Origin of the sequence: Leptolyngbya subtilissima AS-A7, from assembly GCF_039962255.1 — a bacterium.
GTDB lineage: Bacteria > Cyanobacteriota > Cyanobacteriia > Phormidesmidales > Phormidesmidaceae > Nodosilinea.
In genome coordinates this window covers 330,833-352,963 of the sequence record NZ_JAMPKY010000003.1, presented here as the reverse complement: position 1 = coordinate 352,963, position 22,131 = coordinate 330,833, and the positions used below count along the sequence as shown (strand labels likewise).

The following is a 22,131-nucleotide window of genomic DNA, read 5'->3' as shown; positions in this document are numbered from 1 at the left end:
TGGGGTTTTGAACTTTAAATTTCTGACTTAAACAATCTCGTCCAGGGCGTCTTTAACCTGGGCGTAGTGGTAGGTAAATCCGCTGGCCTCGGTGCGCTTAGGTAAGACCTGCTGCCCTTCTAGCACTACCTGGGCCCCGTCGCCCAGAATGGCTTCTAGAACGAAGTCAGGCACTGGTAGCCAAGAAGGGCGATTGAGAACTTTACCCAGGGTTTTGCAGAACTCGGCCATGCGCACTGGGTTGGGGGCGGTAGCGTTATAAATTCCTTCCATTTGGGGATCGTTGAGCGCTTTCACAATCAGACTCACCAGATCGTCGCGGTGAATCCACGAAAACCACTGGCGACCGCTGCCGATCGGCCCACCGGCAAACATGCGAAAGGGGGTGAGCATTTTGGCCACCGCTCCGCCCATACCCAGCACAATGCCAAAGCGTAAAATGACTAGACGAGTGCCGTAGTCTTTAACCGACTGAGCCGCCCCTTCCCAGGCCTGGCACACTTGGGAGAGAAAGTCATTTTCGATGGGGGTGCTGGTTTCGTCAAAGGTGGTGCTTTCGCTGGTGCCGTAGTAGCCAATGGCCGAAGCATTTACCCACACGCTGGGTTTGGGATCGGCCTTAGCTAGGGCCTCGACTAGCTTTTCGGTGCCCACCTTGCGACTAGCTAAAATCGCCTGCTTGTGCTCATCGCTCCAGCGCTCTGAGATTGGGGCCCCAGCCAGGTTGACCACGCCATCGCAGCCCGAGAGTATGTTCGTTTGCCAATTTCCTGACTCCAGAGGGCTATAGGCTACCACTTCCACCTTGGGGAAGGCGGCTTGAGGAAATACCCGGCGGCCATGGTCGATGCTGCGGGTGAGCACCACCACCGTGTGGCCATCGGCCTGGAGCCGTTCTACCAGACGGCTGCCGACGAAACCCGTGGCTCCAGTAATTGCAATTTTCATGGGCACCTGATTCTGGGTAAGGGTAAGGTTAGCCCGCTAGATGGGCCACCAGTGGGCGATCGCTGCCCAAAATCGGGACAGCAGCAGGCTCTCAACCGCCTGCGGTTCAGACTTACAGCACCATCCTGAGGTTGGTTGCTGCATGGCCCTGCCATTGAAGCGGCCTTGGTCTAGGATAAACCATCTGCTTGGGCCGATTCACCACAGGCCATGCTGTTTGCCCCGGTGAATCGCCTCTTAGAGCGCATTGAGGATAGCCCTTGATCGTCGCGATCGCTGACTAGGCCACATTCTATCGGTTGCGAGCGATCGCTTTTGGAGCCATCAAAAATTAATGGAATACTTTTTGGCCCGCTGAGGAGAGTACCTTCATGAGCCAGAATCAGCAACACCGTGCGATTTCCTATCGCCCCACCCTCACCTCAAGCTACCCCTGCCCGTGATCTCGACCATGCCCGCGTGAAATTTGGTGGTGGAAGCTCAAGTGGCTATGGCAGCACGGATCTAGCGGCGGCGGTTGATCAAAATGATGTAGTAAAGCAAATTGAGAAACGCGGTAAACGCCGTGGCTACGTAAGTCAGAGCGGCGGCACCGAGCACGGCTCTCGCCCCTTTATTCTCTTCACCCTGAAGAATGCCCAACTCATCGACCAACCGCAGGGCACGACGCGAAGCGTCAAACTCTACCGGCAGGGTAACGATGTGAAACAACAGCACCGTCGCAAAGAAAATTACCCCTAGCCAGGCCAAATTGAGAATGTTAAAAATCAGCCCCGCCATAATCAATATTGGCCCCATGCGAGAGCCTAGGTTAACCACCGGCACGAGGGCAGCCCGCAGGTTCATAAACTTATAGCCCTCCACGTCTTGCAGCACATGGCCGCACTCGTGGGCCGCCACCGCCGCCGCTGCTAAGGAACCCGACCCGTAGATGCCTTCGGAAAGGCATACGGCCTTGGTGCGGGGATCGTAGTGATCGGTGAGTTCACCAGCCACAGGCTCAACCTTGATATCGCGCACGCCCTTTTTGACCAGAATGGTTTGAGCCACTTGGGCTCCCGTCATCCCCATGGTGGAATGCACTTGGGAATATTTGCGATAGGTACCTTTGACCTTGCTCTGCGCCCAAAAGGTGAGGATGGCTGTAGGGATAGCAACCAGCAGGATGTAAATGGGGTCGAAGAACATGACCTAGCCCGGAGGTAGATGACTGACAAGTTGTCTTCCGGGAATGATAACAGCCACTTTGTCAGGGCTTCTTAAGCTTTAAGGTGCTTCTAAGGATTGGGAAGAGGTGTGGGGAGTGGGAGGGTAGAGGGTAGATGGGTAGGGAGTAGGGGTATATTCCTCAGCCTTACACGCTACGCCTAACTCCTTCACTTTCCTTGTTGGTAGGCAGAGTAGAGGGCTTCTAAAAAGGTGTCGGCAGTCATCTCAGTTGGCAGAGTCTCAAGACCGAGTTGATCTCTAAAGCGGCGGGCTAGCTGGTCGCTGACTAGGATTTTGGCCTTGGAGCTCATGGCCTGTCGTCGCTGCAGGAACTCGCGCACGGTGGCAAAGTCGTCGGGGGAGAGACGGGTGATATCTATCAGGGCCAGCAGGTCTTTGCCGATCGCCTGCGATCGCTCGGACACTTGAATCTCGCCACTGCTCACGGGGTCGGTCTGCACGACCAGAGTGCCGGCCAGCCAGTCGCCTACTCGCTTCTCAGTTTTGCTCAGCAACACGCAAAAGAAGCCGACAAAGAGAATATCGTCGATGGGGCGCAGCAGCGATCGCAGGGTAGCCTGGGGCAATCGCTCGGGCTGGCCATCGTCACGAATGACCCGAATTTTGGCATAGCGCTTGCCGGGGGTTTGGCCGTACCACCAGGTTTCGAACAGGGCAAAGTAGCCGACGTAAAGGGCAAAGGCGAGGACCGCTGCGATCGCGGTGATCCATAGCTGCACGGTCTCGCTCGGAATCGTCAGCAGCGTATCCATTGCCAGCAGCCGCACCAGCAAAAAGCTGTAGACCACGGCTAGCCCCGTTAGTCCTGCCCCCAAGCAGAGGTAGTCGAGGGTGAGTGCCACGGCCCGACTGCCCACTCCCGCCAGCACGAACTCCAGTTCAACGCTCTCGGGGGTGCGAATGGTGACGGTGTTGAAGAGGGGCATGGAGGGGTGGAGGGGTAGATGGGTGAGGGGGTGGGAGGTGAGGAAAGTAAATTCAAAGTTAAAAGTCTTGAATTCTCAATTTTGAATTCATCCACTCCCCATCCTCACCCGTTGGGAAGCCGCTGCGCGTCTACATCCCCTCATTAGAACCCAAGCCGTCATCGTGGCGCAGGGAGAGATCTAGCCCCTCTCGGCGGCTACGCAGGTCGTAGTAGAGCACGCCTTTAACCGCCTGCCACAGGGGTAGCACCACCAAGCTGCCCGCTATACTCAGAACCAGGCTGAGCATAGCGGTAATGCCATAGACTGCGTCATTGACGGGCATCAGCTCCAGCAAAATGCTGGGGATATAGTTAGTCACAGCCAAAATGGGCAGCTGAATTAAAAACGTCGCCAGAAACACCACTTGAATACGCACGATTGAATCTTTGGTGAGTTCCCAACTGCGGCTCAGGCTGCCGCCAGCATCGCATTGAGGCTCAATGGCTAGCACTACCTCAGAAATAAATAGCCGCGAGGCTATCCAGATCAGCGCTATGAGCAAAACACCAAAGCCGATCAGCACCCCCAAGGAAATGCCCATCACACCGCCGACCGATTCATTGATCAGCGCCGATAAAATGCCTGCCGTCAACAATCCGATGCTACCTCCGGCAATCAGCGCCAGCAGTGTCCCCGCCAGGTAAGCGGCCATATAGGCCAGCAGCAGCAAGAAGCCCAGAAATAAGAACTGCCCCAAACGAGGAGCCACTGCGCGCCTAGCATCTAAGGCGGTTTCGGGCTGGCTGATCAGCTCTCGAAACGACAGCCTGCCGATAACGCTGGAGAGCGCGTAGTACTTAGCAGAGCCGTAAAGCAATGGTGCAAACCCCAGCAGTGATCCTACTAGGCCGCCAATCACAGCCCCCGCCTCACCGCCAGCCCCATAGCCGATGCCGGCCAAAATGGCGATCGTCAGACCCATGCCAAAGATCCCACCCACAAGCCACAGGGTGGCCAGCGCTGCCAACTGACAAAACGTTTTGAATCGGTCTTTGCAGAGCCGCAGCGCCGCGCTCACTACATCACCGGGATTGAGGGGGCCGAGATGGCTACCCTGCTGTGCGAATGGGGTCATCGGCTCCGTCTCCTAGGAGTTTTACAACGGTGTGCGTTCATTTCGAGGTTAGCCTACACTTCTTTGTAGAATGCCCGTTTTTCTGGCTTTGCTTCATGAATATTCAGCGTTGGATGGCCCGGCGAGAAGCGAGCTGGCGACAGCTCGAAACCCTGCTCACCCAGGCCGAGAAAAGCGGGCTTAGGTCGCTCTCTGCCGTCGAGGTGCGGCAGATGGCCAGCCTCTATCGATCAGTCTCGGCAGATTTGGCTCGGGCCAAGGGGCATGGTGTGGGTCAGGCCGTCATTAAGGATTTGCAGCGGCTCACCAGTCGCAGCTATAGCCAAATTTATCAGGGCTCCCGCCGCCAAGAGTGGCAAGCGCTTTGGGACTTCTGCCGCTATGGCTTTCCGGCGGTAGTGCAGCGAAGTTGGGCCTACATTGCCGTGGCTACGGGACTGTTTGCGATCGGTGGGCTGGTGGGCTGGTGGTTTGCCTGGCAAGACCCCGCCTTTCTCACGCTAGTGCTGGGTCAAGAGTTTGTTGAAGAGGTCAAAACCAGCCAGGAGTTGTGGACGGTTTCGATCATGGGAGTTGAGCCCATTGCCTCGAGCGGCATCATGATCAACAACATTGGGGTTTCCTTGCGTGCGCTGGTGGGGGGCGTCACCATGTTCATGCCCAAGGTGCCTTTGGTTACGCCGCCCGGAGCGTTTACGGTGTTTGTGTTGGTGTTCAACGGGCTGATGATTGGCTGCGTTGGGGTGCTGGTGGCCCAGGCCAACCTGGCCTACGATTTGTGGGCCTTTGTATTTCCCCATGGGGCGCTGGAGCTACCGGCCATTTTTATTGCTGGAGGGGGCGGGCTGCTGCTGGCCCGAGGCATTCTGCTGCCCGGCCCCTACCGCCGCATCGACGCGCTGAAACTGTATGGTCTACAGGCCGCTCAGCTGCTCTATGGCATTATCCCCATGCTGGTGATTGCGGGGTTGATTGAAGGGTTTTTCTCCCCCCAAACCTGGATTCCCAACGAGTTCAAATACTTTGCGGGAATAGTCATCTTCATTGCCCTAGTGCAGTACTGTCGCACCCAGCGACCCGCAGCGGAATAGGTGTGCGCCTAAGAACAAGCGATTCTGAGATTTTGTAGTGACAAGCCAACTCACAGCAGCTTCCTAAGCACATCAAGCCAAGTGCGGTTCAAATTGCGTTTTGGGCTGTATGAGCAGTTGAGGGCTGTAGCTTACAAGTTTGCGATCCACCATAGCCGCGACAAACTTACTTAAACTGAACAAGCTCGACAGAAGACGCTAGAGCAGTCGCGCTAAATACCTTAGTCGCCGTAATGATATTTATAGGCTTTACCCTAAGCTCGCTGATCAAATCGTATATTTAGAATCTATAAGACAAGGAAACTTTCACATCAAAAAATACGTCTTCTCTATTTCTTCATGAAATCAATTTTTGGTCATACGTAAAGTAACATAAGTTCTGACAAAACAATGTTGTATAGTTTTTTCACATTCAAATATAAAGAAAATTAAATGCTGGATTACTCGGAGTCATCAGCTTCTGACTGACACTGCTGCTCGTGATGGTAAAAAAGCATAGTAAGGCTCCAGAAAAAAATCTCTGGAGCCTTACTGATGTTTAACCTAGATTATTATTGCTCTACTAGTTGGTCCTGGACAATCTGGTTTAGCGCTTGCGATGTGGTTTCTGCGGCGCATTCAGCCCCGCCGTCCCGTTCCTGCTCGGCTAGAACATTGGCGTTAACGTCGCAGACGTTGGCAGCAACACCGATGGGCGCTTGTACTGTGATAGGAATATTACCCACATTAACGTCAAGGGCAATAGCAAGGTCATTCAAAACGTCACTCAAACCAACGTTCACAAGTCCATCTTGTTGTTGTTGGGCATGAACTCCATTAGCAAGCACTAGAGAAAGAGCGCTAATAGCGAAAGAATAAACGAGTTTAGATTGCAGTTTCATCGGAATCTCCTAATCTCAATTGAGATGTTTGGTTAATTTTTTTTGAAATGAACATGTGCAGATTCATTCACTGCACACGAAGTTCAACTTATCCGGCTTATTTAAGGTCTTCCTCTGTCATATGACTGAGATCGTTTTCTCCCTAATTTGCACAAAATATTTGCATAAAAAAGAGGGAACTATTTAATAGAAACTGCGTCGTTGTTGCGTTAATCGTGACTATTTAGATAGTCAATTAATTAGGTTGTTAGATGAAAACTTAATTAGGATGTTATTTATTGCTGCAAGACTTAACCCAGAATCTCTTCCTATCTGCGATCGCTCTATAGAAGAGATTGAAAGAATGAAATACTTACTAATCGCTTAATGGCATAGTGCAGCGGTTCACAACCTTAGTTGGATAATTCGTGATGGTTGGCTGGCACGTCTGGGAAGGTGCTGAGGTAGGGGCGATTGCTAAAAGTGGTCTACTTATCAGAGCGATACTTAAGGAGTAGCTGACGCGATCGCGAAGCTTATGACTACAATAGGGCAGTATTTCGGTTGGGCTTATTGCCACTTGCCATGTCGCCCTCACCCCCATCCCCGCCTCGCACCCTGCTCAAAACCGTTACCCAGGCCTTTCAGGCTGTGCAAGCCAAGGTTGACTTTGGCAAGCTGGCGGTCAAGCCTGGGGCTCGCGCTGCCGAGCTAGAGGTTACGGTTAACGGCAAGCCCACCACCTACCCCCTGCTAGGTGAGCACTACATCATGGGGCGCAGCACCTCCCAGTGCGACATTGTGGCCCCCAGCCCTATCGTCAGCCAGGTGCACGCCACCCTCACCCGCGACACCAACCGCCCCAGCCAGCCCTTCGTAATGAAGGACCGCAACTCCACCAACGGCATTTACCGGGGCAAAAAGCGGCTCACCCAGGTGGTGATGAACCACGGCGATATCTACACCCTTGGCCCGCCAGAGCTAGAGGATGCCGTTAAGCTGCGGTTTAGCGAGCCGCCCCCCTGGTACGTTAAGACCGCCCGCTACACCCTTTACGGCTTTACCGGCCTCTCGCTAGCTGTGGGGGCTTGGATTGTTGGGGTAGAGTGGCCCAAAATTCCGATGCGGCCTTTGCCCGACTCGGTGCAGGGCCCCGTGGTGGTGTTGGGTGAAGAAGACGGGGCTACCGTGCCGCTACGGGAGCAGCTGACTCAGTCTCACCAAGAGATGCGCCGCATAGGCGACTTTTCGGCTTACCTACCCCAGGCTCTTATTGCATCTGAAGATGCTCGCTACTACTGGCACTTAGGGGTAGACCCCCTTGGCGTTTTACGGGCAGTAGTGGTTAATCTGCGCAGTGGTCGTATTAGCCAAGGGGGCAGCACGATTACCCAACAGCTGGCCCGCAGCGTTTATCGCGAGTACACAGGCACTGAGGATTCGGCGGGGCGTAAAATTCGCGAGGCGATTACGGCCCTCAAACTAGAAACTTTCTACAGCAAAAATTACCTGCTACTTACCTATCTCAACCGGGTTTATCTGGGCGAAAACCTCTACGGCTTTGAGGATGCATCTCAGTTTTACTTCGACAAGCCCGCCCGCGAATTGACCCTGTCGGAGGCGGCGACCCTGGTGGGTATCTTGCCTGCTCCCAACGCCTTTAACCCCGTACAAAACTACGGCGCTGCCGTGTCCAACCGCGATCTTGTGCTCGATCGCATGGTGGCCCTAGGCATGGTCAGCCAGGAAGAGGCGCGGCGGGCGCGGCGATCGCGCATTGAGATTAGCCCCGATGCCACCCGCCAGCTCCAAAGCACTCGCGCTCCCTACTTCTACAGCTATGTCTTTGAAGAGCTAGACAATGTGCTGGGCACCAACCTGGCGCGGGAGGGCAACTTTTATGTGGAGACCAGCGTCGATCTAGATCTCCAGACGGCGGCAGAAGAGACCCTCAGCCAGGATATCGCCACCCAGGGAGCCGCCTTGGCCTATTCCCAGGGGGCTGTGGTCACCCTTGAAACCAGTACCGGAGCCATTCGCGCCCTGGTGGGTGGCGTAGACTTTGCCGAAAGCCAATTCAATCGGGCCTCCCAGGCGATGCGCCAGCCGGGCTCAACCTTTAAGCTGTTTGCCTACGGGGCGGCCCTAGAGCAGGGCATTTCTCCGGGGCGATCGTTCTCCTGTGAACCGATGAACTGGAGCGGCCAGCAATTTGCGGGCTGCCGGTCGGGCTCAGGCTCGGTGGATATGTATGCCGGTATGGCCCGCTCTGAGAATGTCGTGGCCCTGCGCATAGCCCAGGAGGCGGGGTTGAGGAACGTCATCAACGTAGCCCAGCGCATGGGCATCGAGTCTGAGTTGGTGGCCTCGCCGGGCCTCACCCTGGGTGAAAGTGTAGTCACCCCGCTGGAGATCACCGGCTCCTTTGCCGCTGTGGGCAACAACGGCGTATGGAACCGACCCCACGGCGTTTTACGGGTACTCGACAGCAGCGATTGCACTGACCTCAACGACATCAACACCTGCCGCGTCATCTACGAGTTTGGCCAGGCCGGAGATGCCGATCGCCAGGCGATTGACTCTAGCATTGCCAGCACTCTGACGGGGCTCATGCAGGGCGTGGTGCAGGGTGGCACTGGCCGCAGCGCCTTTTTAGGCCTAGGGGAAGCGGGCAAAACCGGCACTACCGACGACAACCGCGACCTCTGGTTTATAGGGTTTGTGCCCGGCCGAGACCTCACCACGGGCGTCTGGCTCGGCAACGACGACAATACCTCCACCCAGGGCAGCAGCGGCCAGGCCGCCGCTGTGTGGGGCAACTACATGCGCCAGGTGGTGCAATAACGGGCATTAGGCGAACGATTAGAGTGGTGGCGCAGTTTAGAGAGGGGGAGCGATCGCCAAGATTTTGGTCTTTCCCTAGATAGATTCTGAGCAGAAAAGATTTTGCTAAGGTCTGATAATCTTCGGACGCAGTTAAAAAGCCGAAACAAAACAGCCTTGACTCTCTCAAATAGTAGCGAGGAGGGGTCGCTTTGTTTTGCTTAGAAACCTGCGTTCTAAGACATTCCCTGATTTGCCCTCGGCTTAGTGTTCTGACTACGGTTGCCCAGGTTTGTTCCTAGGACTGTCAGCTTTGAGCTGACAACTTTAGAAAAACTTGGGTAGCCGATCGCCTTTTGTCCATCTATACCCAAGCCCTTCACTCATATGCATGTTGCAGTTTGGCCCGGTGACGTCTATCCCCTGGGTGCCCATTGGGACCGCAAAGGCACCAACTTCGCGTTATTTTCTGAGCATGCAACCGCCGTTGAGCTTTGCCTCTTTGACAAAGACGGCACAGAGACTCGGGTTCCCCTCACTGAAGTCAGCAACTTTGTTTGGCACGGCTACCTACCCGGCATCGGCCCCGGTCAAGAGTATGGCTACCGGGTGCATGGCCCCTATGCCCCCCACGAAGGGCACCGTTTCAACCCCAACAAACTGCTGATTGACCCCTACGCCAAAGCCATTTCGGGAGAAGTGGGCAGCGGGCCTGAGATTTTTGGCTACGACTGGGAAAGCCCTGACGAAGACCTCTCCTTTTCCGATCTCGACAGCGCCGCCCTCATGCCCAAGTCGGTCGTGATCGACGAAACGTTTGACTGGGAAGACGATGCCCTACTGCGCACCCCCTGGCACGAAACCATCATCTACGAAGTGCATGTCAAAGGCTTTACCAAGCAGCATCCCGACATTCCGGAAGAGCTGCGGGGCACCTACGCGGGCATGGCCCACCCCGTCGCCATTGAGCACCTGCAACGGCTCGGCATCAGTGCCGTAGAGCTGATGCCGATTCACCACTATCTCTCTAGCCCTGGTCACTTGGTCGACAAGGGGCTAAAAAACTACTGGGGCTACGACTCACTCAACTTTTTTGCACCCTTCTCCGGCTACAGCTCCAGCGGCATTTTAGGAGAACAGGTGCAGGAATTTAAGGAGATGGTGAAGGCCCTTCACCAAGCGGGCATTGAGGTGATTCTCGATGTGGTTTACAACCACACTGGGGAAGGCAACCACATGGGGCCAACCCTATCGCTACGGGGAGTTGACAATGTCAGCTACTACCGCCTGATGGAAGATGACCCGCGCTACTACATGGACTTCACCGGCTGCGGCAACTCCCTCCACATGCGTAGTCCCCAGGTGCTCAAGCTGATTATGGATAGCTTGCGCTACTGGGTCGGCGAAATGCACATCGACGGCTTCCGATTTGATCTGGCGTCTGCCCTAGCCCGAGAACTGTACGACGTCGATCGCCTGTCAGCCTTCTTTGACCTGATTCATCAAGACCCGCTGCTGGCTGGGGTGAAGCTGATTGCTGAACCCTGGGATGTGGGCATGGGCGGTTACCAGGTAGGCAACTTTCCGGTCAACTGGTCGGAGTGGAATGGCATCTACCGCGACACCGTGCGCGACTTTTGGCGCGGCCAAGATGAAACCCTGGGCGAGTTTGCCTACCGCCTCACCGGTAGCCCTGACCTCTATTTTCAGATGAATGGACGGCAGCCCAACGCCAGCATCAACTTCATCACCGCCCACGACGGTTTCACGCTCAACGACCTGGTGAGCTACAACGACAAGCACAACGAAGCCAATGGCGAAAACAGTCAGGACGGAGAAAGCAACAATTCATCTTGGAACTGCGGGGTAGAAGGGCAAACCGATGACGCTGGGGTCTTGCAGCTGCGCGAGCAGCAGCGGCGCAACTTTTTAACCACCCTGATGCTGTCCCAGGGGGTGCCCATGCTGCTGGGGGGCGACGAAATGGGCCGCACCCAGCAGGGCAACAACAACGGCTACTGCCAGGATAATGAGGTTTCCTGGTTTGACTGGAACCTGCCCAAAGGCAATGAAGACCTGATCAATTTTTGCCGAGAGCTAATTTTCTTTCGGCGGCAGCACCCAGTGTTTCGTCGCCGCAAGTGGTTTCAGGGCCAGCCCATTCACGGCTCTGGGGTAACCGATATTAGCTGGCACAGCCCTGATGGTACCGAGATGAGCCAAGAACAGTGGGAGATTGGCTACATCAAATCAGTCGCAGTTTTCCTCAACGGCGACAAGATCCCCAGCCCTGGTAAGCAGGGAGAACGGGTTAGCGACAATGACTTTTTAATGTTTTTCAACGCCCATTACGAGACCATTGATTTCAAGCTGGCCGAGCTGTTTCAACCCCATGAATGGTCAGTAGTAATCGACACGACGGAACCTCGATTTGTTAGTGAGGAACGTGTCTTTACAGGTGATGATACTATTCCGGTGGTGGCGCGATCGCTGATGGTTTTGCAGCGGTTAATTTAGCATCACTCATAAGACGGGAAGTATTCATAAAACGCGCTAGAAAGACCCTCTTTTTCTCTCCTTAATTAAGGAGAGAAAAAGCTAACTGTAGCTGGTCAGTTACACCCGGTTTGTAGGGGCATTGCAGTGCAATGCCCCTACGAGATCTCTATCTTGAACCAGGGTTTCCCAAGGCGGTTTCGTATTAGTTTTGTTGTTGAGGGTGACTTAGCACCGCAACTAAAGCTTTTTCCTCAGCGGTTAAATCTAGATCGCTAGAGGTTCGTTCTCCCGTTTGCCAGACTTCTAACAGCCAGCCCTCTTCGTAGGCCTGGGTTACGGTGGGGTGCACGTAAAACTTGCGGCAGGTGGCAACCCGGTTGCCCAAGTGCTGCGCCGCTCCTTTAATGGCTTCGCGGATGTTGGCCTGAGCCTGGGTTTTTGAGGTAGGCTCTCCTAGTTCATTGAGAATTCGAGCCGTGTAGACAGTACCAGCCCAGGTGCGAAAGTCTTTGGAGGTGAAGTCTTCGCCGGTAATGGTTTGCAGATAACGATTGACATCATCGGAATCGATCGCTTGGGGTTGCCCCTCGTCATCCAAATACTGAAATAGCTGTTGACCAGGGAGATCTTGGCAAAGTTTGATCGCTCGAGCCAGACGGCGATCGCTCAGTTCAATTTCGTGCTCTACACCGCTTTTGCCCACGAAGTGAAAGCGAATTTTGCTCGTTCCTACTTCTACATGCTGTTCCTCTAGGGTGGTCAGCCCAAAGGACTGGTTTTGCTCTCGGTACTCATCGTTGCCGATGCGAATCACGGTGGCATCGAGCAACCGCACGACGACCGCCAGCAGCTTATCTCGAGGTAGACCTCGCAGGCGAAGATCGCGATCGGTGACCTCGCGAATGAGAGGGCGAGCATAGGCAAAGGGAATCAGTCGGTCGAACTTGGTCTGGTTGCGAACGGTGCGCCAATTGGGATGATAGCGGTACTGCTTACGACCTTTGGCATCGCGCCCGGTGGCTAACAGATGACCTTTAGGAGACGGACAAATCCACACCGTTTCCCAAGCGGGGGGGATAACTAGGGCCTCAATTCGTTTCAGCTGGTCGGGGTCTGAGATGCGATCGCCTTTCTCGTCAAAGTAGACGAACCCCTTGCCGCTGCGCCGCCGTCCCCAACCGGGGCGATCGTCGCAGATGTAGCGCAGCCCAGCAGCCCGAGCTGACTGAACTGGTTCCACAATTGTGACTGAAGAGGCACTAGTTATAAGTTGAGGCGAAGCTTTAGGCATTTGCGTTTTGGGCCGAGCACACCAGCCATTGCCCAACAGCGATGCATATACTGGTCTGGTAATCTCTTTAGCTTAGGCAGGCTCAAGGCCTGCTGGCTCTAGCCTAGGTAGAGTTGTACGGGAGGATAAATGCCGCTCACAGCCAAGAGCGGAATGTCAGAATGCTCGCCGAAATAAACAAAGTCAGCGATTTTGAGGCTATGCGATCGCCCCTAATTTCTGCTGGATGGCTTTGACCTGATCTCCAACTCCGTGCTAGCTAGCCAACGGCTCTAGCACTGACCCCTGTAAATACCCCAGCCATTCGGTCAGGCTCTCCAGCTGCTTTTCGGGTTTGAGCACGCCTAGCCCGCGCACCACGACTTTGCCACCGCTGTAGACAAAGCGTGTTTTCAGGTGGCTGGGTAGATTCTCGCTGATCTTCTTCCAGGCTGGTTCTTCCATCGGGGTTTCCATCACCACGTGCTGCTTGCCCTCGGGTTTGATGCGTGAGAAACCGGCGTGCTTGGCTACCAGCTTGAGTTGCAGCATGCGCACGAGCTGCTCGGTCGCATAGGGAATGGGGCCGTAGCGATCGCTTAAATCTGCCGCAATCTGCATCAGCTCTACCTTGCTGTTGGCCGCAGCTAGAGAGCGGTAGGCCCCCATCTTTTGCTCCAGATCGGGGATGTAGTCGTTAGGCACAAAGGCGGTGACGTTGAGATCGACCTGAGTGTCTTCGACTTTGGGAATGTCTTGACCACGAATTTCGGCGATCTCTTCTTCCAGCATGTCCATATAGAGGTCAAAGCCGATCGCATCCATCTGGCCCGACTGCTCGGCCCCCAGCAGGTTGCCGACGCCGCGAATTTCCATGTCGCGCATAGCTAGCTGATAGCCAGAGCCAAGCTGGGTAAATTCTTGAATGGCGCGGAGGCGCTGGCGAGCTTTGTCGGTGAGGGATTTTTTGGGGTAAAACAGCCAGGCGTGGGCCTGGATGCCGGCTCTACCAACTCTTCCCCTGAGCTGGTAGAGCTGGGAGAGGCCGAAGCGGTGAGCGTCTTCGATCAAAATGGTGTTGACTCGGGGGATATCCAACCCTGACTCAATGATCGTGGTGCAGAGCAGCACTTCAGCGTCACCGTTGCTAAAGGTGAGCATGGTTGACTCAAGCTCGCCTTCATCCATTTGGCCGTGGGCGATCGCAATTCTGGCCGCCGGCACCATCTCGCGAATTTTGGCAGAAACCTCCTCAATGCCCTCAACCCGAGGCACTACGTAGAACACTTGGCCGCCGCGATCGAGCTCTTGGCGAATCGCAGTGCGAATCGCTTCCGGGTCGTGGGGTGAGAGGTGGGTTTTGATCGGACGGCGCGAGGGCGGCGGAGTGGTAATCAGGCTCATTTCGCGCACGCCAGACAAGGCCATGTAAAGGGTGCGGGGAATGGGGGTAGCGCTGAGGGTGAGCACATCCACCTGGGTTTTGAGGGATTTGATCCGCTCTTTTTGGTTAACGCCGAAGCGCTGTTCTTCATCCACCACCAGCAGACCGAGGCTTTTGAAGGCGACGCCTTTGCCGAGCAACTGGTGGGTACCCACTACCACGTCCAGTTCGCCGGTCTTTAACCGTTGCAGAATGTCTTTTTTCTCCTGCTGACTGCGGAAGCGGTTCAGCAGCCCCACTTGGATTGGGTAAGGGGCAAAACGCTCTTTCAGAGTGTGGTAATGCTGCTGGGTGAGGATGGTGGTGGGAGCCAGCAGGGCCACCTGCTGCCCAGCGGTGACGGCTTTGAAGATGGCGCGCAGGGCGACCTCAGTTTTGCCAAAGCCCACATCGCCACAGACCAGGCGATCCATAGGGCGATCGCTCTCCATGTCGCGCTTAACATCCTGCACGGCCTTGAGCTGGTCGGGGGTAGCCTGGTAGGGAAAAGAATCCTCCAATTCCTGCTGCCAGGGCATGTCGGCTGGGTAAGAAAAGCCCTCCATCTTGGCCCGCTGGGCGTAGAGCCTGAGCAGGTCCACCGCCACTTTTTGGATCGCTTTTTTGGCTCGGCCCTTGGTTTTCTCCCAGGCGGTGCTGGTCATTTTGTTGAGGACCGGAGCCTGGCCGCTGGCAGCTCGGTAACGAGAAAGCGAGCCCACTTGATCAGCAGCTACCCGCAGCAGCCCATCGGCATACTGAATCACTAGGTAGTCGCGGGTTTCATTGTTGAGCACCAGGCTTTCGAGCTTGATGAATTTGCCGATACCGTGGCTGCGGTGAACGACAAAATCCCCCGGTTTCATCTTGTTGGGATCGACCTGTTTAGAGGCGGCGCGGCGGCGCTTGCGTACGTAGCCGCCGGTAGCCAGAGTGTGCTGACCAAAAAATTCGCGATCGGTCACCACCACAATGCGGAAGGTAGGCAGCACAAAGCCTTCTAATTCCGCTAATCCCGAATACTTGACCGCCACAGGGACATGCTGGGTATGCAGCTTGTCGATCGCATTGAAATCCTTTGGGTTAGGGATAAACTGCGCCGGGCAGTCATGCTCTTGCAGCAGGGATACCGAGCGGGAGGGCTGGGCGGAAGCCAACCAGACAGAATACTTACGATCGCACTCCTTGCGAATCGTCTCCGCCAGCTTGCCAAACTGGTGCGGGATCGCTTGCACCGGCCGACTCGATAGGTTTAAGCCGCTGTTGGCCTCGGCGATTTCAGATAGATCAACGCGCGGGAAAATTTCGGCATCGCTGAGGGTGTCGAGGAAGGGGCGGTGGATTTTGGGGAGGGAGTAGGGGGTGGATGGGTGGATGGGTGGATGGGTGGATGAGTCCTCCTCCGCATCTCCCCCATCCCCTTGACTCCTTACCTCCTGCCAGTGGTCTTCGACGTGCTCTAGCCAGCGATCGCTGTGAGCCTGACACTGATCAACCTCGTCCACCGCCATCAGTGTGTTTTCGGGCAGATAGTCTAACAGTGAGGCTGGTTGGGAAAAGGCTAGCCCCAGCCAGCGGCGGGTACCTTCGGGGAGAATGCCGCTTTCTAGTCCTTCTTGAGCGGCTTCGGAAAGCAGTCCCTCCAGCTTGCCCTGCGCCCTCAACTGCTCAATGATCACCGGGCCATACTGAGTGGGGGTGAGCACCAGGTGGTCAATGGCGTCTAGGGATCTTTGGGTGGCTGGGTCAAATTCTCGCAGGCGCTCCAGCTCGTCGCCAAATAGTTCTAGCCGCACCGGCAGCTCCGACGCCACCGGATACACATCGATAATGTCGCCCCGCTGCGCCCACTGGCCCTCGGTTTCCACCACCGTAACGCGTTCATAGCCGAGGGTGGCCAACCGCTGGCCCAGCGCCTTAAAGTTGATTTCCTGCTTCAGCTCTAGCCGTAGGCAGTAGGGTTCCAAAGCAGAAACCGGCGGCAGGTGGGGTTGCAAAGCCCGTTCAGTCGCAACCACCGCCAGCTTGCGCAAGGGTGATGCTTCGCCGGCCGCCCGCAAGGCCAGCAGCTCTGCCAAGACCTGTAGCTGTCCCCAAGTCATTTCTGACTCTTGGTCAAAGGGGTCGTAGGGGGATGCTTCGGAGGTGGGGTAAAAGTGCACCGTGTCCCAGCCCATGGCTTCGATCTGAGTGGCCCAGCGTCCGGCTTCTTCTAGGGTGGCGGTGATCACCAATAGGGGGCGCTGCTGCGCTAGGGCCAAGGCCGAGGACACCAGCCCCTTTGGCAATCGAGCCACGCCGTTGAGCACCAGCTGGCCCTGCTGGTCGAGCTTAGCCAGCAGTTCCTTGGCTAAAGGAGAGCGTTGTAGGGCACGGGTAATGGAAGAAAAGGCCATAGGACGCGCGACAGGGCAAAATTAGAAGCACAAAACCCCCTCAACTTTGCAGCCGAGGGCACGGACAATCGGCCTTAGAGAGCCAGCCTCACGTTACTTATTTTAATAATGGCCAAGCCATTATGACAGCTTTGTGGAACTCTACTGAGCTAAAAGAAACGTTTCTAACTCAAGCGCCTAAGCAAGCGCTGGCTATAGGAGTTTCCACCAGCGGTTGAGCCCGCCCAAGCCGATCGCAATGGCTAACACATTCTATAAATTTGGGGCAACGGACGAACGCTGAGCACGCGCTAGCTGTAGGCATCGCCGCTTTAAGACTGATAAGCCGTTTGCCAGGGCAGCTTAATGAGAGCGGTGGGGTTATTGAGGGTGGCTGACGGTCTCTAGGGAACGGTGTTTGGCCTGGTTCAGAAGCGCTCGCACCTCGTCGTCGGAGGTTTGAGCGAATTCCTCATACCAAAGCCCCACCGCATAAAACGGTTGGGGAGTCTCGGCACAGATAATGCGATCGACGACAGTTCCAACTGAGTCGCAAACCTCGCGGTCAGCTACTGGGACGGCCACAATCAATTTTTTGGGGCGCTGCTGCTTGACGGCCTCAATGGCGACCTGAATGGTTGCCCCAGTGGCTAGGCCATCGTCAACCAAAATAACGATGCGATCGCGCAGATCTAGAGAAACAAGATCGTCGCGATAAACCTGCTCTCGCCGCCGCAATTCTTCCTGTTCATGCTGCACTACGACATCAATTTCCTCAGGCGTAATAGCCAAACGCCGAATTAAATCCTGATTGAAATATAAAAAATTGCCCGAGGCGATCGACCCCATAGCGGTCTCCCTAAACCCCGGTATACCCAGCTTTCGAACAATCAGCACGTCTAGGGGAGCACTAAGGGCATTGGCGACTTCGGCCGCAACCGGTACGCCACCTCGGGGTAGCGCGACGACAGTTACATCAGGCCGATTGGCATAGGGCTGTAGTAGATTGGCTAGCCGTTGCCCAGCATCAACTCTATTCTTAAAAAGCATGGCTTTAAGCTCGATAAGGTGTTACCCAATAGCTGAGATATACAACGCGTAAGGCTGAAGAATTTACCTGATTTAATGCCGCGTTCACATGATCCATCTTTCGGCAATGTTTGACTTGGCAAAAGACCAGGTTTTAGAACTAATACTAAAAGTTTGATTACATAAGTAGATGGTATGACGCCAAACTATCATCGGCTTCTTTCATTAGATGTATCTCTTAAAAAGAAACTGTGAAATATTTCACCGCAAAAAGAGCAATTATTGACGGCAACTAAGCAAGCAGTAGAAACGCCTAAATTTTTATAAGGATGCATTAAACTGACGCACTGGTGCATCAACTTGAACGTACCGGTGTGTCAGGCTTACAGCACAACACACCGTGCACAGCGTTGATTTAAGGCGATCTGCGGACTTATCCGTTCAGGTGACTAGATCTCAAAGGTCAGTCGGTATAGATTCGCTCGACCGAGAAGGTGTCAATCGTGTCTTCAAAGCGGTTAAAGGTAACGCGCATTTCGTCGTAGGCTCGGGCCGTAGAGACGCCGCCCGGCGTGGGGCACTGCACCTGCAATAGTGTTTGGAACGACTCGTAGGTTGCGTGGGTGTACAACGTCTTTTCGCAAAGGGGGCTGATGAAACCTTCAATGGCAAGCTGGTTGAGTGCGGCTACCCCCATGGGGCTTTGCAGTACAAAGCGCCAAATCAGCGCTTTATCTGCTTCGCTGGCGGGTCGCCACACCTGTGGCAAAGCCGATGCTTCAGCAGTTTGGGCCAGGCTTGGTTCTGCCTGGGTAACTATTGAAATTGCAGCCCCGCCGGCAACCAGTAGACCGAGGCCAGCAGCTAGCCCAAACCACCGTGATGAGCCTATTTGTGTTTTCATAGCACGCTCTTGTAACTGTTGCTCTATCTTAGAAAAGCCGATAGAAGCAACCACCCGCGTTACAGGATTTGCAACAGTAATCCCCCGGTGCGACCAAGGCCACAACGGGGACAGAGACAGGCCTAGAACAGGTCTAGGCCGACTTGGGCACGAACTCCAGGGAGACCCCGTTCATGCAGTAGCGCTGGCTAGTGGGGGCAGGCCCATCGGGGAAGACGTGGCCTAGGTGACCACCGCAGTTGGCACAGTGCACTTCGACTCGGGTCATGAAGAAGGAGCGATCGGTAGTGGTAGCAATGGCGCCCTCAATGGGTGCATAGAAGCTGGGCCAACCGGTGCCGCTGTTGAACTTGGTGTCAGAGGTAAAGAGGGGAGTGCCGCAACCCGAGCAGTTGTAGGTACCGGGCTCATAGACCTTGTCGAGGGGACTAGAACCGGCCCGCTCGGTGCCGTGCTTGCGCAGTACGCGAAACTGCTCAGGGGTGAGCTGGTCACGCCATTCTTGCTCGGTTTTGTTGACGGTAAACTGTTCGTCGGTAGTAGCCATAGTATCAAGTTGATTAGAAAAAACTTCAGCGGTGAAATTGCTCAAAAGCCAGCTGCCGCCAATAATGGCGGTGCCCGCTTCCAGTAGCTTGCGTCGCTTCATGGCAGGGTAACAGTAGGGGGTGTAAGGGCTGGCGATCGCCAAGCATGCCGTGGTCAGAACCTTGTTTTATTTAACTTAACGTATCTCTCCTGGGCAACGCTGATAGCGCCCTGAGAATTGGCGGCAATTCCCCTGAATCCCCAATTTTTAGTAGGCTATGACTACGATTGATTCCCTTTAGGGATTGCCGCCGAGCCCCTATGTCAGCTGTTACTTCTGTCTCATCTACTCGCCGCGCCCGCGCCTGGCCCTTTTGGCCCCTAGTGCCCCTCTACCCCTACGGTCAGCGACCAACCCAGCGGGTGGAGGTGGTCAAAGACCAGGTGTGGACCTTTGAGCAGTTCCAGGGCATTTTTTACGTGGTCGTGCCGATTCGCATGACGGTGGTGCGGCTGGAGCCCGCCGGGCTGCTGGTGTATTCCCCAGTCGCCCCCACGCCGGAATGCGTAGCTCTAGTGCGTGAGCTAGAAAAGCGCTACGGCCCAGTGAAATACATTGTCATGTCTACCGTGACGGGCATTGAGCACAAGGTGTTTGTCGGTCCCTTTGCCCGTCAGTTTCCCCAGGCGCAGGTGTATGTAACGCCGAACCAGTGGAGTTTTCCGCTCAATTTGCCCCTGCCGTGGCTAGGGCTACCGCGCGATCGCACCCACATCCTCCCCGCCGACAGCGCCCAGGCTCCCTTTGCTGACCAGGTTGACTACGCCCTGCTGCCCCCAATCGATCTAGGGCTAGGGCCGTTTGGCGAGACCGCCTGCTTTCATCGGGCCAGCCGCACGCTGATGCTGACTGATGCGATCGTGGCCATCCCAGCGGAGCCGCCGGCGATCGTGCAAATCGACCCGTTTCCGCTGCTATTTCACGCCCGAGACAAGGCAACCGATGCGATCGTCGATACTCCTGAGAATCGCCGCAAAGGTTGGCAACGAATTGCCCTGTTTGCCTTTTACTTTTGCCCCAGCACCCTAGATGTGGCCCCAACAGGGGAAATGTTGCAAGAAGCAAAGCAGGCCCCGGTGCGATCGCGCCAGCACTACTTCGGCCTCTATCCCTTTCGCTGGCGGTCTGACTGGCGCAAATCCTTTGAGGCGCTGCACAATGATGGGCAGCTTCAGGTAGCTCCAATTCTCAAAACCTTAATTTTTAACCGAGGGCCAGAGGCCGTTTTAGACTGGGCAAAAGCCGTCGCCACCTGGCAGTTTGAGCGCATCATTCCGGCTCATCTAGAGGCCCCCATCGCCGCTACTCCAGAGCAGTTTTTAGGGGCGTTTGACTTTTTGCACCTTGACCCAGCCTCTGAAGCCAGTGCCGCTTTGCCCGCAGCCGACTTTGAACTGCTACAGCAAATCGAAGCGGTGTTGCTCAGCAAGGGCATTTCTCGACCGCGCCAGTCGATGCTGACCACCCAGGGCAGCAAAAACGAGGCCCTCTAGGCCCTTGCCAGGGTCATGGTTTTCAGCTTAAAAAGCGGTGGCAACGGACTGTCTAACTAACTCAAAGGCACCCTAAAGGGGGCGATCGCGCTTACTCAACATAGTCAGTGGCAATTTCGATTGCTAACGAGACATCATCCACCGTGACGTAGAACTGATTAGGGCGGCAGCATACCTGGCAGTCTTCAATGTAAGACTGGGTGAGCCCAGCCGAGAGATCGATAAAGGTGGTACTGGTCTCGCCGCAAAAGGCGCAGGTATATTCGGCGGTAGATTCCATAGGTGAAAGCGGCTCAAAACCGATAGGAACATCTCAACGGGCGGCTCGTCCTCCTAGACTAGAGGTATTGGGGCGATCGCAAGCCTCAGCTACCCTACCACTCTCCCCTAAGCCCGATTCGCTACGAGGGCATCCCTACATTTTCAAGCATCTTTCTGGAGGTTGTGATGAAAGTCAGTCACTTAGCCGCTTTGTCGTTAGCGGTCATGCCGGTAATGGCCCTGGGGCAAGCTCCCATTGCCCAGGCTCAGCTGTTTGTGTCGTCGCCCATTCAGGCCGTCACCCCCAACAGCGAAACCCTCTATCTCAACACCGGCGCCACAGTCGAGAAGACCCTTCGAGTGGGAGCCGCTACCAACCTCAACGGGCGCAGCATTCCCGCTGGTTCCCTTGTGCGCGGCCGGTTTGAGCCCGCCGAGGGCGGCGTACGCTACGTGGCCACCGCTGTCGAAGTGGGCAACCAGGTCTACACCGTCAACGCCGTTTCTGAACTGCTGCGCGACATTAAAGACCCCAGAGAAACCAGCACTGGTGCCATTCTTACCGATGCTGGCATCGGGGCAGCGGGCGGTGCTGCCGTGGGCGGCATTCTCAGCGGGCGCGTTTCGGTGGGCAGCATTATCGGCGGAGCTGCCGCCGGAGCCATTATCGGCAATACGACTGCCCAGCGGGTGGTGGTGGTTGAGCCCAACCAAACCCTCACCTTGACCTCTCAGTAACTTCTCCCGATGGGACAATAGCTGAAGGGCTCTGCTCAACGACCAAAGTAAGTTCTCGCTGGTTGAGCACAGTCGAAGCTGCTTTGCCCTAATCGGCTTAGCCGTTGGGATAGCGAGATTTTGCATCGATATCGGCCAGTTCAGCCTCGATCGCTCGAGTGCTAATGGCAATTTCGTAGAGCGACGTCAGCAGCGAGGCGACTAGCAAAAGCAGGCTGAGACCAAACAGCACTTCCGCCAGCTGCTGCTGGTCTACAAATAGCCCTAGCATCGATAGCGTGCAGACAATAAAGCTCGATACCCCTAGAGCCTGCATCAGGCGAATTAAGGCAATCCGCTGGCGCAGGTTAGCGATCTGGCGCTGCACCAGACTTTGAAAGTAGTCGCGCTCAGAGCTGTGGAGCTGACGAATCAGCTGGGCCAGCACCAAAAAGCGGTTGGTGTAAGCCAGCAGCAGCAGCGAAATCGCGGGAAAGAGCAGCGCTGGGGTAGTTAGTTCCATAGCAAAAAGGAGAGGACATCTTCATCGATATCCTCTCCCGATTAAGCCAGATA

Annotated in this window: 17 protein-coding genes; 5 read left to right on the top strand and 12 right to left on the bottom strand. The window is 55.4% G+C overall.

The genetic code is table 11. The features are described 5' to 3' along the window. Window positions 1-27: 27 nt before the first annotated feature. The 4 genes from thyD to NC979_RS08890 form a co-directional block, all read right to left on the bottom strand. Complete coding sequence (thyD, locus tag NC979_RS08905; protein WP_190514775.1) at window positions 28-948, bottom strand: thylakoid membrane protein ThyD; 921 nt, start codon at window positions 946-948, stop codon at window positions 28-30. A gap of 504 nt (window positions 949-1,452) precedes the next feature. Beyond that, window positions 1,453-2,136 carry a zinc metallopeptidase gene (locus NC979_RS08900; protein WP_190514774.1) on the bottom strand — a complete coding sequence of 228 codons (684 nt, stop codon included), beginning with the start codon at window positions 2,134-2,136 and terminating at the stop codon, window positions 1,453-1,455. A 188-nt stretch (window positions 2,137-2,324) separates the two neighbouring features. Then, window positions 2,325-3,104, bottom strand: coding sequence for an RDD family protein (locus NC979_RS08895; RefSeq protein WP_190514773.1), 780 nt, complete (start codon window positions 3,102-3,104; stop codon window positions 2,325-2,327). Window positions 3,105-3,234: 130 nt separating this feature from the next. Further along, window positions 3,235-4,221: a hypothetical protein gene (locus NC979_RS08890; RefSeq protein ID WP_190514772.1), complete on the bottom strand. Its 987-nt coding sequence runs from the start codon at window positions 4,219-4,221 to the stop codon at window positions 3,235-3,237. Between the two features lie 95 nt (window positions 4,222-4,316). Between NC979_RS08890 and NC979_RS08885 the strand changes: the two genes are divergently transcribed. Beyond that, entirely contained in the window at window positions 4,317-5,312 is a 996-nt protein-coding gene (locus NC979_RS08885; protein WP_190514771.1) for a stage II sporulation protein M, read from the top strand. A 551-nt stretch (window positions 5,313-5,863) separates the two neighbouring features. Here NC979_RS08885 and NC979_RS08880 read toward each other — a convergent pair. Further along, window positions 5,864-6,193 (bottom strand): hypothetical protein, encoded by a 330-nt coding sequence (locus NC979_RS08880; RefSeq protein WP_190514770.1) that lies wholly within the window; start codon window positions 6,191-6,193, stop codon window positions 5,864-5,866. 564 nt (window positions 6,194-6,757) lie between these two features. Here NC979_RS08880 and NC979_RS08875 point away from each other — a divergent pair. Beyond that, complete coding sequence (locus NC979_RS08875) at window positions 6,758-9,016, top strand: transglycosylase domain-containing protein (RefSeq protein WP_190514769.1); 2,259 nt, start codon at window positions 6,758-6,760, stop codon at window positions 9,014-9,016. 366 nt (window positions 9,017-9,382) lie between these two features. Then, window positions 9,383-11,512 carry a glycogen debranching protein GlgX gene (gene glgX, locus NC979_RS08870; RefSeq protein WP_190514768.1) on the top strand — a complete coding sequence of 710 codons (2,130 nt, stop codon included), beginning with the start codon at window positions 9,383-9,385 and terminating at the stop codon, window positions 11,510-11,512. 184 nt (window positions 11,513-11,696) lie between these two features. Here the strand turns inward: glgX and NC979_RS08865 are convergent, their stop codons facing one another. From NC979_RS08865 to msrB, 5 genes are all read right to left on the bottom strand, one after another. Further along, window positions 11,697-12,734, bottom strand: a complete 1,038-nt coding sequence (locus NC979_RS08865) for a DNA topoisomerase IB (RefSeq protein WP_347403880.1) — start codon at window positions 12,732-12,734, stop codon at window positions 11,697-11,699. 306 nt (window positions 12,735-13,040) lie between these two features. Next, window positions 13,041-16,583 carry a transcription-repair coupling factor gene (mfd, locus tag NC979_RS08860; protein WP_190514766.1) on the bottom strand — a complete coding sequence of 1,181 codons (3,543 nt, stop codon included), beginning with the start codon at window positions 16,581-16,583 and terminating at the stop codon, window positions 13,041-13,043. A gap of 360 nt (window positions 16,584-16,943) precedes the next feature. Then, window positions 16,944-17,612, bottom strand: coding sequence for a phosphoribosyltransferase (locus tag NC979_RS08855; protein ID WP_190514765.1), 669 nt, complete (start codon window positions 17,610-17,612; stop codon window positions 16,944-16,946). A 442-nt stretch (window positions 17,613-18,054) separates the two neighbouring features. Further along, window positions 18,055-18,495 carry a hypothetical protein gene (locus tag NC979_RS08850; protein ID WP_190514764.1) on the bottom strand — a complete coding sequence of 147 codons (441 nt, stop codon included), beginning with the start codon at window positions 18,493-18,495 and terminating at the stop codon, window positions 18,055-18,057. Between the two features lie 133 nt (window positions 18,496-18,628). Next, window positions 18,629-19,144 carry a peptide-methionine (R)-S-oxide reductase MsrB gene (gene msrB / locus NC979_RS08845; RefSeq protein WP_190514763.1) on the bottom strand — a complete coding sequence of 172 codons (516 nt, stop codon included), beginning with the start codon at window positions 19,142-19,144 and terminating at the stop codon, window positions 18,629-18,631. A 200-nt stretch (window positions 19,145-19,344) separates the two neighbouring features. Here msrB and NC979_RS08840 point away from each other — a divergent pair, with 200 nt between their 5' ends. After that, entirely contained in the window at window positions 19,345-20,577 is a 1,233-nt protein-coding gene (locus tag NC979_RS08840) for a DUF4336 domain-containing protein (protein ID WP_190514762.1), read from the top strand. A 91-nt stretch (window positions 20,578-20,668) separates the two neighbouring features. Here the strand turns inward: NC979_RS08840 and NC979_RS08835 are convergent, their stop codons facing one another. Next, the gene (locus NC979_RS08835; protein WP_190514761.1) at window positions 20,669-20,857 is read right to left on the bottom strand and encodes a CPXCG motif-containing cysteine-rich protein; all 189 of its coding nucleotides are present in this window, start codon (window positions 20,855-20,857) and stop codon (window positions 20,669-20,671) included. 167 nt (window positions 20,858-21,024) lie between these two features. Between NC979_RS08835 and NC979_RS08830 the strand changes: the two genes are divergently transcribed. Next, a complete protein-coding gene (locus NC979_RS08830; RefSeq protein WP_190514760.1) occupies window positions 21,025-21,576 on the top strand; it encodes a hypothetical protein in 552 nt (183 codons plus the stop codon). Between the two features lie 97 nt (window positions 21,577-21,673). Here the strand turns inward: NC979_RS08830 and NC979_RS08825 are convergent, their stop codons facing one another. Then, complete coding sequence (locus tag NC979_RS08825) at window positions 21,674-22,078, bottom strand: DUF2721 domain-containing protein (protein WP_190514759.1); 405 nt, start codon at window positions 22,076-22,078, stop codon at window positions 21,674-21,676. Between the last annotated feature and the right edge of the window lie 53 nt (window positions 22,079-22,131).